General features: G+C 63.8%; 13 protein-coding genes and 1 tRNA gene. 3 read left to right on the forward strand and 11 right to left on the reverse strand.

Annotated elements, in window-relative coordinates:
• Window positions 1–10 precede the first annotated feature (10 nt).
• From HKK80_RS01130 to HKK80_RS01175, 10 genes are all read right to left on the reverse strand, one after another.
• A complete protein-coding gene (locus HKK80_RS01130; protein WP_120082595.1) occupies window positions 11–184 on the reverse strand; it encodes a 30S ribosomal protein S27e in 174 nt (57 codons plus the stop codon).
• A gap of 2 nt (window positions 185–186) precedes the next feature.
• Complete coding sequence (locus tag HKK80_RS01135; protein WP_411797788.1) at window positions 187–471, reverse strand: 50S ribosomal protein L44e; 285 nt, start codon at window positions 469–471, stop codon at window positions 187–189.
• Between the two features lie 1,019 nt (window positions 472–1,490).
• Window positions 1,491–1,561 (reverse strand) — tRNA-Gly (locus tag HKK80_RS01140).
• Window positions 1,562–1,611: 50 nt separating this feature from the next.
• Complete coding sequence (locus HKK80_RS01145; RefSeq protein ID WP_411797770.1) at window positions 1,612–2,646, reverse strand: NAD(P)/FAD-dependent oxidoreductase; 1,035 nt, start codon at window positions 2,644–2,646, stop codon at window positions 1,612–1,614.
• A 55-nt stretch (window positions 2,647–2,701) separates the two neighbouring features.
• On the reverse strand, window positions 2,702–3,439 hold the full coding sequence (locus tag HKK80_RS01150) for a class I SAM-dependent methyltransferase (RefSeq protein ID WP_411797771.1): 738 nt from the start codon (window positions 3,437–3,439) through the stop codon (window positions 2,702–2,704).
• Window positions 3,440–3,511: 72 nt separating this feature from the next.
• Window positions 3,512–4,918, reverse strand: a complete 1,407-nt coding sequence (locus HKK80_RS01155; protein ID WP_411797772.1) for a carotenoid oxygenase family protein — start codon at window positions 4,916–4,918, stop codon at window positions 3,512–3,514.
• 80 nt (window positions 4,919–4,998) lie between these two features.
• Entirely contained in the window at window positions 4,999–5,658 is a 660-nt protein-coding gene (locus tag HKK80_RS01160) for a cytochrome c biogenesis CcdA family protein (RefSeq protein WP_411797773.1), read from the reverse strand.
• Complete coding sequence (locus HKK80_RS01165; protein ID WP_411797774.1) at window positions 5,655–6,182, reverse strand: TlpA family protein disulfide reductase; 528 nt, start codon at window positions 6,180–6,182, stop codon at window positions 5,655–5,657. Before HKK80_RS01165 ends, HKK80_RS01160 begins: the two co-directional genes overlap by 4 nt.
• Window positions 6,183–6,204: 22 nt before the next feature.
• On the reverse strand, window positions 6,205–6,882 hold the full coding sequence (locus HKK80_RS01170) for a thermonuclease family protein (protein ID WP_411797775.1): 678 nt from the start codon (window positions 6,880–6,882) through the stop codon (window positions 6,205–6,207).
• Between the two features lie 43 nt (window positions 6,883–6,925).
• Window positions 6,926–7,141, reverse strand: a complete 216-nt coding sequence (locus HKK80_RS01175) for a PLDc N-terminal domain-containing protein (protein WP_411797776.1) — start codon at window positions 7,139–7,141, stop codon at window positions 6,926–6,928.
• Window positions 7,142–7,282: 141 nt separating this feature from the next.
• Between HKK80_RS01175 and HKK80_RS01180 the strand changes: the two genes are divergently transcribed.
• The 3 genes from HKK80_RS01180 to HKK80_RS01190 are packed head-to-tail and all read left to right on the forward strand — an operon-like array spanning window position 7,283 to window position 9,604.
• A complete protein-coding gene (locus HKK80_RS01180; RefSeq protein ID WP_411797777.1) occupies window positions 7,283–8,350 on the forward strand; it encodes a DUF3179 domain-containing protein in 1,068 nt (355 codons plus the stop codon).
• Window positions 8,343–8,954, forward strand: a complete 612-nt coding sequence (locus HKK80_RS01185) for a hypothetical protein (RefSeq protein WP_411797778.1) — start codon at window positions 8,343–8,345, stop codon at window positions 8,952–8,954. The genes HKK80_RS01180 and HKK80_RS01185 overlap by 8 nt, the downstream gene beginning before the upstream one ends.
• A 23-nt stretch (window positions 8,955–8,977) precedes the next feature.
• On the forward strand, window positions 8,978–9,604 hold the full coding sequence (locus HKK80_RS01190; protein ID WP_411797779.1) for an RNA 2'-phosphotransferase: 627 nt from the start codon (window positions 8,978–8,980) through the stop codon (window positions 9,602–9,604).
• 147 nt (window positions 9,605–9,751) lie between these two features.
• On the opposite strand, the gene purH is transcribed toward HKK80_RS01190, so the two are convergent.
• Entirely contained in the window at window positions 9,752–11,335 is a 1,584-nt protein-coding gene (gene purH, locus HKK80_RS01195; RefSeq protein ID WP_411797780.1) for a bifunctional phosphoribosylaminoimidazolecarboxamide formyltransferase/IMP cyclohydrolase, read from the reverse strand.
• Window positions 11,336–11,489 lie beyond the last annotated feature (154 nt).

Genomic DNA, 11,489 nt, shown 5'->3' on the forward strand with positions numbered 1-11,489 from the left:
ATCGGGGGGCCTACCGTGCCTCGACGGTCTCGCCGACCTCGTGGTCGATGTCGGCCTTGCCGCCTGTCGGCGTTGCCAGCGTGGTGCCGCAGACCGCACAGTTGACGACCGTGGCGGTCTTTTCGAAGACGATCTGTTCGTTGCCGCAGTCGCTGCATTCGACGGTGACGAAGTTGCCTGCCATGCTTACTCCTGGAAGGTGAGTCGACCGGCGCGCCATCCCTCGCGGACGTGGGCGGTGCCACAGTCGCTGCAGCGGTAGGTGAGGTTGGTTTTCTTCGTTGGCTTGTCGCCACCGGGCACCTTCGAGAACTTCCCGGCGTTGCCGATGGTGGAGGTCTGGCGGTCGCGCTGGCGGTCTTGAACCTTCTTCATTCCGGTGGAGCGACCGGAGCGAACCTTCTCGACCTCGTGTTCGTGGTGAGCGTCACAATGCGGACAGTATGTATTCATCCGGCGTGGCATTTCCATGGTGTACTCTCCTTGGCGTCGCTTTGCCGTGAGTATATAAAACGCGTTTGGTTCGTGGACGGTAGATTCTCGACCAATTCGCTCTCCCGTCTCGGTGTAGCTTTCGCCCGGCTCTTTTTGTGCTTCGAGTGCCGCCTTCGCTGCCGACGACACACGGATCTGCCCGGTCGCACTCATGGCTGTCAACGTAGCGGTGACACCGTGGCTACTTGCATCATACAATCGTGGTATGAAAACCCACGGGATGAGTAGCGCGTGGGTCGACACCAGGTGGAGTGGGTGGCCACCGAACGGTGGCACAGTGGGACGACAGGACAGTCGACCGCGTCAGCGGCGACGCCGCTGAGAGCGACGCCGGTAAATGCTGCCGCTCGTCGCCCGCAGGCGGCTGTACCGCGAGCCGCTGTCGGTGGTTTCCCGGAATCGCTTGTACCGACCGGTTTCGATACGTGATCGTTTTGTTTCTTCTGCTTTTCTTGCCATCATCGCAGTTGTAGCCACGGTATATACATACATTTGTTTGTCTAAAGCGGCAAACTCTGAGCTATCACCAAAATTTCCGCAAACAAAATAATGAACAACTCGGTTTAGAGTAAATATTCTAGGCGAAACGCCGCACCGACCGAGTAAAGACGGACAAATCGAAACTATAACAAACGTTTCTGCCGTTCTTCAGTAGGTATTTGATATATTCAATGAAATTCTCAACAAAATCGATCGCTATCAGGATTGTGCTATCCGATTGCGAATCGGAATCGGCCGACCGGAATCTGAACCTCACTCGTTTGCTCACTTCGTTCGCATCGCTCGCTGGTTCAAATCGACGAGCCAAGAACCGCGCGGTGCGAGAGTGCGCCGCGCTCGTACTGTGCCGGCCGGGATTTGAACCGAACTCAGACGTGCTCGCTCACTTCGTTCGCTGTGCGCGACTGGGAGGCTTCAAATCCGGCGTAGTACAAACAGCCTCAGACGGGGTGCGAGCGACACGCCGGTCGCTCGCAGTGTTGTCTTCGGCAGTATGTGCCGGCCGGGATTTGAACCCGGGCCATGAGCTTGGAAGGCTCAGGTCCTACCACTAGACCACCGGCACGCACCACCCACTTTCCGATGGGCCATTAATACCTTACCGATTCAGCGTCGTCAGTCGTCGCCAAACGCCTCGGCGGCGTCCCGAATCTCCGGGGACACCCCCGGTACCTCGGTCTCGCCAACCGGCCCCTCGGCCTCGAGTTCGTCCAGCGACTTGGGGAACGTTCGCAGCTCCTTGTGGATCGCCAATCCGGCGCGAGCACCCTTGCCCATCGCAACCGGCACCTGGTTGTGGCCCTGCGTGATGTCACCGACCGCGTAGACGCCGTCGACGGTCGTCGCCCCGTGGTCGTCAGTGATGACTGTCCCGTCGTCGTTAAGCTCACAGCCAAGATCGGTCGCCAGCCCGGTGTTGTAATCCGAGCCATACATCGCAAAGCCGCCGCGGTACTCCCGGGTGGTGCCATCCTCGAAGGTGAAGCTTTCGAGCCAGCCGTCGTCACCACGGGTCAGGCTCTCGATATCCTCATGGATCAGATCAATCGGGTGCCCCTCAACGAGCTGCTGGGTCTCCTCGCTCCACTCGATCTCGTCGCCGCGCGTCAGGATATCAACCTCGTCGGTGAAGTTGAGCATGATCATGGCGACGTGGGCGGTCGCCTCACCGGTACCCATCACGTACACCGATTCGTCGATGAACATGTAGGCGTCACAGTGCAGACAGTAGTGCAGCCCCTTCCCGGTGCGCGGCAGCGGCGGCTCAGGTCGCTCATCCGAAAAGCCCATCCCAAGCACGACACGGTCGGCAATGACCTCGGTGTTGTTGCCGCTGAGGTGGAACCGGCCGTCACCGTCGCGTTCGATCTCCGTGACCAGGTCCCGAACCACATCGCCGCCGTAGTTTTGCACCTGTTCGGTCGCCGTCTGGAGAAACTCGTTGCCGGAAATCTCTTCGGGGACACCGATGACGTTGTGCGTATCTAACATCATCGCCGCGCGGCCACCGCCGCGGTCGATAAGGACTGTATCGTGGCTCAGTCGCGTCGTATACAGTGCGGCCGACAGCCCAGCCGGCCCACCCCCGATCACCGCAACCTCATACTCGTCGGCCTCGACATCAGGATCGGCGCCATCCGTTGTACTCATGTGTACCCACATAACGGCCCCAGTCATATAACTCCGCACCAGTTGTGCGCGACAACTACAATACCGATTCGACGGCCCACGCTGTCGCCGTGTCGCTGTCGGCGGTCGTCACGACCGCATAACAGTTCCCACTGGAGACGGTCACTGTGAGGGGATCGATCCCCTCGACGGCGTTCAGGGCCGCCCAAAAGGCGTCGGGATCGTAGATATGGTAGTAGCGATCGACCGTCTCACCGCCGGGCAGCGTCCACTCAACTGTCGTGTCAACGCTCGCCTCGGCGTCAAACCGGTCGTGGGCGGTGCTCCATGCTGAGACAAGCGCGAGGCCACCCGGCTCCAACAGGCGGCCGAGTTCGGCGAGGCTCCGTCGGCGGGTCGCCTCCGGCCGGAGATGATGCAGCGTGGCAACGTAGACGATCTGCCCGAAGGTGTCGTCGGCAAACGGGAGCGTGGCTGCATCACCCTGCACAAGATCGGCAGCAAACCCGTGATCGCGTTGGCGGCTCGCCGCCGCCGACAGCAGCCCGCGGCTCACGTCGACGCCGATGGCGTCGGCCCCGTGCTCGGCCAGCAGTTCGGTGTGCCGACCGTTGCCACAGCCGAGGTCGAGTGCGCGACCAAGCCCCTCGTGGTCGGCGATCGCTGTCACGAACGACTCGACCTCGGGCCAGGCGTAGGCCCGCGTCGACGCGAAGTGGTCGGCGATGCGGTCGTAGACGGCCTGAACGTCCCCGGCCGCGCGATGTTCGGGGTCGGCGGTCGGCGTCGACGACGACTCCGGCTCCTCGCTCATATGGTGGGTTCGACGAGCGCAAATAAAACCGTCCTGCATCCGCGAGCGATATCGGCTGTCGGGAACAGACGGCTATTCGTCCGGGAAAAAGCGGCCGTGAAACCCGAATGGTTCGACGTGCGGCAGGGCAACTCGCGCCTGCAGCGTCAGCGTCTCGGCATCAAACACAAGCAGGCTGGTCTGCTCCTGTGTCGCATCGAGTGCGGTCGCCACCACGACACCGTCGTCGGGGGCGTCGCCGTCAGGTCGCTGGATCGGGATCGGCTCCTCAAGATACACCGACTCCTCCCACCACTCCTGTGCCGTCCCCGCTTGGCAGTCGACTTTCACCAGCCCGGTGGCCCCATCGCGGTCGGTGGCCTGCCCGTAGGCGTAGCGGTGGCGACGACCAACTGCTGATCGCGGGACACGCGGCAGTTCCATCCCGCCGGCGTACAGCCGTGTGCGGTCGAGGGCGGCGGTCGCCGGATCGATCCGATATCGCATAAGCCGGCCATCCGGCACGTCGGGGAACCCCTCGCTGTCAAGTTCGGCCATCGAGAGCGCGCCGACGATGTCGCTGTCGGGGAACTCAATGAGATCAAGGACGATCTCACCCCCGTCCCGAAAGGCGTTGACGTGGTGGAAACAGAATGTCGCCGCGAAGGTCGGCTCGGCGACCAGCTCCCCACTTTCGCGGTCAACGACGAGCAGCCGGGTTGGTTGTTCGGGCTCCCACCCCAGCATATCGATCGCCCCCTCGGAAAAGGGATTGAGGGCGCGCCACACCGACAGCGTCAGCGGCGACTCAACCAGCAGAACGTGGCGATCGGTCACACTGCAGTCGTGGATGTACGCCGGCCCGCGGGCGTCGATTGAGGTGATCAACTCCCGGCGGCGGCTGTCGCGTGGAACCCGGTAGACGTGGTACTGCGGTTGGATGCCAAACTGGGTCGCAAAACCGATCAGTTCCTCGTGGTGAGGGTCGTCGACAAGATGAGCCGCGGTGATGTGCTCGGTCAGGTCGTCGTCGAAGGTGAACTCGCCGCGGGTAGCGAGTGTCTCCGGATCGAAGGCAACCCGGCGCGGGGCCTCGGTGAGCGCGACATACTCGCCGTCGATCCGGGCGACATGGACGTTGGCGTTGTCGGTCGGCTCCGGCAGGCCGAACGAGCGGAGGGTATCGAGCACGCGCCGCCAGCCGCGGGTGTCGGTGCCGAACTGCCCGGTTAGTTGGCCGGCCTCGGCGTCGGCGTACGCGTCGCTGCGGAGGAACCGATTCGCGTATCGCACCGCGCCATCGTCGAAGGCATAGCGGCGCAGCATCGCCAACCCGTCAAACCAGTGGTTGACGCGCCGATCGCCGACGGTAAACCGCCCGGGGCCGTTGCGGATGAGCGTCCCTGAGAGCCACGCCGGGATCGTCCCCTCAACGGGCGGGCGGTAGTCGTCGTACTCGGTCGTGGCTGACTGAAAGCCGAGTGGAGTCGATTCGGCCACACAGATAGCTCGGCGGGCCAGCGATATCAACCCTTGGCGAGGCCGTTGCGCCACGCGGCGACAACGGGCCCACCGCCGCCTTACACCACCTCAAGCACAACGATCGACAGATACAGTTGCCCGATCCCGGCAGCGATCATCACCACAGCCGCCCCGCGTTTGAGCCAGCCGGTGTACCGGCCGGCCGCCCGCCACGACTCGATGCCCGCGCTGGTGAGCAGTGTCACCCCGACAAGCGGGGCAGCAAGCCCGACAGCATACCCACCGAGGACGACCCCTGCCTGGAGGTCTGGCAGCGTGAGTGCCTGAGAGATGACGCCGAAAAACACCGGCACGACACAGCCGGCGGCCGCAACCGCATAGACCGCCCCAAACCCCGCGAACCCGAGCAGCGAGTCGGGGCGAGCCGGCAACTCGATCGGCTGGCTCGGTGTGACACCAAACAGGATCGCAACACCAAAAACGACCAACGCGACCCCGGCCAGCGGTTCAAACAACGGCAAAATGGTCGTCAACTGTTGGCCGACACGCAAGGCGAGGCCACCGATCACGCCGACCGCAAGCAGCGCGCCGACAGCGGCCGCGGTCGCCGACACGACCGCCGGTGTCGACTCGTCGCTGTTGTGGACGTAGTAGCCCACATAGCCCGGCAACAGCGGAAACGCACACGGCGAAAAGAAGGTCGTCACACCAGCCCCGCCGGCGAAGGCCAGCGTGCCGAGAAACGCCGACTGTGTCATGGCGACTCCGCAACCGCAGCGAGCTGTGTCCGCACCGATGCCACATCGAACTGCCCGCTGTCCGTCCACTGGATCGCTCCCGTCGCATCAACGATAGCGAGCGATGGGATGCTGCTGGCACCGATCGCCTCAAGCACCGCGCCATCGCGATCGATCCCGACCGGCCACGCCCCGCCGTGGGTGTTCCACCAGCGTCGCAGTTCGTCCTGTGTAGTGCCGCGCCCGATGAGTTCGTTTGTGACGGAGGCAAACGCGACAGACTCGCCAAACTCGGCGTGGAGCTCTGACAGCTTTGGGAACTGCTCCTTGCAGGGATCACACCAGGTCGCAAAACAGTCGATCAGGGTCGGCGCGTCGGCGACCGGCAGTGTGGTTTCGCCGGCTGTCGACCCCGTGGCGTCGATTGTCTCGACGGTGATCGGAAACGCGTCTTCACGACCGGTGTCGGTGCCGCGAACAACCCAGAGGCTCCCGCCGGTGAGTCCGATGCCAGCAAGCCCGGTCAACACCTGTCGTCGATTCATGTGTCCTGTTGTCAGAGACGAGTCAGCGACGGGGACGCCTTACCGTACCACTGTTTCGTATGAACAGCGACGCAAAGAGCGATCTGGTAGAGTTCTCGAAGGGGTCGCCGGCAACGTACTCGAAGTTCCAGAGCCCGACCCGCTCTTGCTGTGCGGTGGCTTCGGTCGTCGCAAAGGCGTCTCGAAGCCGAAACTCACTCGCATAGAGCCGCGCGTAGCCGTCTGACAGCAACAGCGAGTTGAAATTTTCGCCGTCAACGTAGATGTAGGCCAACAGCCGGCCGTAGCCGCCACGCCGATCCGACTCGGGGTCGACAACGAGTCGAACCTGCTTGCCTGCGAGTTTTCGCTCGGCGAACTCGGTTGCGTTCGTCCCCCACGACATGAGATGGTCTCGCCCAGCCTCAGTATCAGGAATCCCCTCGAACTCCCCCGGCGAGACCGTGTTTGGTGGCGTCTCCGGCGTGTCGACACCGAGGAGTCGAACGGTTTCAGCGGTGCCGTTTGCGTACCGGATCTCAACGGTGTCGCCGTCGATGACGCGGGTGACCGTAACGTTCCACGACGGCCCCTCGGCGGTCACAACAGGCTCGGTCGTCGGCTCGGCATCCGGCGTCGGCAGCGGGGCGACCCCGCTACAGCCGGCGACGGCGACGACAGCAAGAACGGCGAGCACTGCAGTTTGTCCACGACGCTGCATGCCGATCTCTTGGACAGGGGCGTCAAGAAACGGTTGGGTTGCGTTACTCCCGACCAAGCAGAAAGTACAGCACGATCCCAAGCAGCGGGGCGAGGAAGACGACGATCGCCCACAGGAACGCCGGCTGCTCGCTGTTGTCGGTGGCATCGGCGTACGTCCAGACGATCAAGGCGAACTGGACGACCAGCGTCAGGACTGCAAACACCATGATAAAGAAGGTTGCTGGCCCGGGGACAGCCAGGACGATGGCGGGCAACATACGCACACCTGTCGGCGGGAGTCTCAAATCGGTTGTGATTTGACTCCCGTGCAGCCACAGCGGTAGATTCAACCAGTGGGGGTTTGTGCGGCCGCTGCACACCCGCTCAACGGTTATGTGGCGTTCCGACGGAGGTTCCCTGTGACCCGCCTTACCAGACGCCACCTCCTCGCGACAACCGGGATCGCCGCCCTCGCCGGCTGTAGCAGCGGCGACGACGGCGGCACGACGCTCTCCGGCCCGCTCGACCTCCCAACTGCCGACGGGCGGTTGCCGCTGCCGGCCGAGCCGGCCGCACTCCGGGAGGAAGCCCGCTCCGGCGGGCCCGCGAAAGACGGGATCCCCTCCATCGACGACCCCGCCTTCATCGATGCCGACGCGGTCGACTTCCTTGATCCGGGTGACCCGGTCTTTGGCGTCGCCCGTGACGGGGTGACGAAAGCCTATCCGCAGAAGATCCTCGTCTCCCACGAGATCGTCAACGACGACCTCGACGGCACGCCGGTTAGCGTCACCTACTGCCCGCTGACCGGCACCGTCCAGGGGTTCTACCGTGGCAACACCGAGTTCGGCGTTTCGGGCCGGCTCATCAACGCCAATCTCGTGATGTACGACCGGACGACAGAGGCGTGGTGGCCACAGCTCCTTGCGACGGCGATCCCCGGGCCGTGGAACGAAAATCCGGAAATCCGCTCGCTGCGGGAGTTCCGCCTCATCTGGACGACGTGGGAACAGTGGCGCGAGCAACACCCGGAGACCCACGTCCTCTCGACGGACACCGGCTACGCGCAGAACTACGGCCGCGATCCATACGGCTCCTACAACCCTCGCGGCGGCTACTACGACAGCGAGCACCTGCTGTTTCCCGGTCGTGTCGACGACGACCGCTACCATCCCAAACGCGTCGTGATGGGAGCCCGAACGGCCGACGGCGCGGTCGCCTTCCTGAAGGACGCGCTCCGCGAGAACCGCGTGATGACGGGCGACCTCGGCGAAACGCCGGTTGTGGCGGTCTACGACGACCGCTACGACACCGGCTACCTTTATTGGAACCCCGACGAGCAGGCGGTCAAAGACGATGACGGCGAGATCGCCATCGACGGCTCGACGTATGCGCCCGACGACCTTCCGCTGTCACGGATTCACACCTTCGACGCGATGTGGCTCGCGTGGGTCGGTTACTATCCCGAGACGAACGTCTATGACTAACCTACAGCTCGCCGCGGTCGGCGACGCGCTCGCCCGGACGCGCACAGCCACGGCGATGGTGCTTCGCCGCCGGGATGGACAACTCGTCTTCGCCGCCGTGAGTGCCGCGTATCTCCTCGTGTATCTGTGGGCCATCGGCCATCTCGCCGCCGGGTTGGGCGGGTTCGGCGTCACCATCGTCGACGACCCGCTGTCGACACTGCTGCAGTCCGACGGCACGGTCTCCTTTCGGCCGGTCGCCAGCGTCGTACTCGGCCCGGTCACCTATCTGGCCTCGCTGAACACGCTGCTTGGTGGCGCGGTCGCCGCACTTGTCGGACTAAATCTCGCACTCAGTTATTTGGCATGGCGACAGCCCGCCACCTGCGGGATCGGCCAGTCCTCCTCCGGGTTGGTTGCCGGGATTCCGGCGTTGCTCTCGGGGACGGCCTGCTGTGGCCCGGTCGTGTTGATCGCCGTCGGGATACAGGCATCCAGTGCGCTGTTGACCGCGTTTCAGTTCCTGCTTCCGGCGGCCGTGCTCATGCTTTTCGGAAGTCTGCTACTGGTCGGCCGACGGATCACTGTTGGGTCGGCGAAACATCCATCAGCCGGTGGGGAGTAGCCGTACCAACACCCGAAGCGACAATGAGCGACATCTCCTACTGCGATGATCACGGCTATTTTGATACCGCGACGTGCCCCACCTGCGGCGCGGCCGGAACCCACATCCTCGATGGCTCGACCCGGCGACAGGTGTCAAAATTCCTCAGCGGCGCGTTGCGGCACTTCCCCGAGGATGCCGGGCTCGACCTCGACGACGGCGGCTGGACTACCCTCGATAGTGTCGTCGATCGCACAAGCGAGAAGTACGGCATCGACCGCGAGGCGGTCATCGGGATCATCCGAACCGATCCGAAAGGCCGCTTCGAGGTCGACGACGACCGGGTACGGGCCGCCTACGGCCACTCGGTCGCGGTCGATCTCGACTCAGGTGGGACGCCGGTGCCCGACACGCTGTATCACGGCACCTCGCCGGACGCGTTGCCGTCGATCCGTGAGGAGGGCCTCAAACCGATGAGCCGGCAGTCCGTCCACCTCAGCGAGTCGGTCGACGACGCGAAGCAGGTCGGCAGCCGTCACGCGGCCGAGCCGGTGATTCTGCGGGTCGATGCGGCGGCAATGGGCGACGACGGCCACACGATTACGAAGCGCGGCAAAAGCGTGTATACGACCGATCGCGTGCCGCCGGCGTATCTGACCGAAGCCGGCTGATCTTTCCGTTCAGCCGCGTCGGAACTCGCGCGAACTCACGCCGTTCGTTCGCTGACTTTAGATATTCCTTCGTTCCACTCAGTCGTGTCTAAAATAGCGTGAACTCGTTTCACTCGTTCACTGACTTCCGCAACGCCTTCGCTTCGCTCAGTCGTGGCGGAAGCACCGCATCCCGGTGAAGACCATCGCCATCCCGTGGTCGTCGGCGGCGTCGATCACATCCTCGTCGTTGACGGAGCCACCGGGCTGGATCACCGCCTCGATCCCGGCCTCGGCGGCGGCGTCGATCCCGTCCGGGAACGGGAAGAACGCGTCGGAGGCCATGACAGCCCCCTCAGCCGTTTTCCCTTCCGCGTCGCGCTCGGCCTTCTTCGCGGCGAGTTCGACAGCGTCAACGCGGGAGACCTGGCCGACACCGAGGCCAACTGTTTCGGTGCCGGTGGCGAAGGCGATCCCGTTTGATTTGACGTGTTTGAGCGTTTGCCACGCGAACGACATCGTTTCGAGTTCGTCGTCAGTCGGTTCGCGTTCGGTGACGACCTCGAACTCCTCGGGGTCGGGCGACGCAAGGTCGCGCTCTTGGACGAGCCGCCCACCGACGATCGGCTTCTCGGTCATCGTCTCCGTGATCTCGCCGAGTTCGCCCACGTCGAGGATTCGGAGGTTGTCTTTCTCGGTCAGCACGTCGAGGGCGGCCTCGGTGTAGCCGGGCGCGATGACGACCTCTTTGAAGGAGTCGACGACCTGCTCGGCGGTTTCGGCGTCACACTCGCGGTTGAGCGCGACGACGCCGCCGAACGCGCTCTTGGGATCGGTTCGCAGGGCTTTGTCGTAGGCGTCGGCCAGCGAGTCCGCAACGGCACAGCCGGCGGGGTTGGTGTGTTTGATCACGGCGGCGGCGGGCTCGTCGAACTCCTTGATGAGGTTGAGCGCGCCGTCGGCGTCGTTGTAGTTGTTGTACGAGAGCTCCTTCGCGCCCTCGTTGAGCTGTGGGGCGGAGACGACGTTGGCCTCCTCGCAGGTGCCGTCTGCGTAGACCGCGCCGTCCTGATGTGGGTTTTCGCCGTACCGCAAGGTGTCGGCGAGGTCGTCGGCGACGAGTCGGCGCTGTGGGAAGTCGCCGCCGGTGTCGCCCTCGATTTCGACCGTCTCGGCGGCGTGGTCGACGGTGACGCGATCCTCCGCGAACCACCGGATAGCTCGCGGATAGGCCGTGAACTCGCCGTCGTAGAGGACGCGGTCTTTGAGATCATCGACATCGTCGCCCTCGTAGACTGGGACAGCCTCCTGGGTGACGATTGGCCCGGCGTCGACTTCCTTGGTGACGACGTGAACGGTACAGCCGGTCATTCGCACGCCGGCGTCAAGCACCTGCTCGTGAGCGTCCATGCCGGGGAACGCCGGCAGCAACGAGGGGTGGACGTTGAGCGTCGTCGGCGCGTTGTCGATGAACTCGTCGGTGAGCACCCGCATGTAGCCGTCGAGACAGACGAGATCAAAGTCGTACCCCTCCAGTGTCTCAAGGATGCGTTGCTCGTGTGATTCACGGGATTCGTCGTCCTCGCGGGTGACGACCTCGGTCGGAACCCCGCGTTCGGCGGCTCCCTCGACGACTGGCGCGCCGTCTTCGTTCGTCAGGACGATAGCCAGCTCCGCGCCGCCCGGCGCGCGGTCGGCGATATGCAGCAGATTTCGGCCGCGATTGCTCGCTACACCGGCGATTTTCACCATACCGGTGGGTGCCCGGGCGACCGAAAAACAGTTGCGGTCGGTCGTAGTCGCTGACTCTGCAAGGGATTCACACGGTACGCTCATCTGTAGAAGTCGGTACTCAAGATTTTCTCGAACCAGCGATCAGTGTTGAGTGTGAGGCTGAGGAAGTTCA

Source organism: Halonotius sp. F2-221B, from assembly GCF_046719765.1.
GTDB lineage: Archaea > Halobacteriota > Halobacteria > Halobacteriales > Haloferacaceae > Halonotius.

Excerpts from the sequence above, each read along its gene's own strand:
- HKK80_RS01130 (WP_120082595.1), bottom strand. The coding sequence starts at position 184 with ATGGCAGGCAACTTCGTCACCGTCGAATGCAGCGACTGCGGCAACGAA.
- HKK80_RS01135 (WP_411797788.1), bottom strand. The coding sequence starts at position 471 with ATGGAAATGCCACGCCGGATGAATACATACTGTCCGCATTGTGACGCT.
- HKK80_RS01145 (WP_411797770.1), bottom strand. The coding sequence starts at position 2,646 with ATGAGTACAACGGATGGCGCCGATCCTGATGTCGAGGCCGACGAGTAT.
- HKK80_RS01150 (WP_411797771.1), bottom strand. The coding sequence starts at position 3,439 with ATGAGCGAGGAGCCGGAGTCGTCGTCGACGCCGACCGCCGACCCCGAA.
- HKK80_RS01160 (WP_411797773.1), bottom strand. The coding sequence starts at position 5,658 with ATGACACAGTCGGCGTTTCTCGGCACGCTGGCCTTCGCCGGCGGGGCT.
- HKK80_RS01165 (WP_411797774.1), bottom strand. The coding sequence starts at position 6,182 with ATGAATCGACGACAGGTGTTGACCGGGCTTGCTGGCATCGGACTCACC.
- HKK80_RS01170 (WP_411797775.1), bottom strand. The coding sequence starts at position 6,882 with ATGCAGCGTCGTGGACAAACTGCAGTGCTCGCCGTTCTTGCTGTCGTC.
- HKK80_RS01175 (WP_411797776.1), bottom strand. The coding sequence starts at position 7,141 with ATGTTGCCCGCCATCGTCCTGGCTGTCCCCGGGCCAGCAACCTTCTTT.
- HKK80_RS01185 (WP_411797778.1), top strand. The coding sequence starts at position 8,343 with ATGACTAACCTACAGCTCGCCGCGGTCGGCGACGCGCTCGCCCGGACG.
- HKK80_RS01190 (WP_411797779.1), top strand. The coding sequence starts at position 8,978 with ATGAGCGACATCTCCTACTGCGATGATCACGGCTATTTTGATACCGCG.
- purH (WP_411797780.1), bottom strand. The coding sequence starts at position 11,335 with ATGGTGAAAATCGCCGGTGTAGCGAGCAATCGCGGCCGAAATCTGCTG.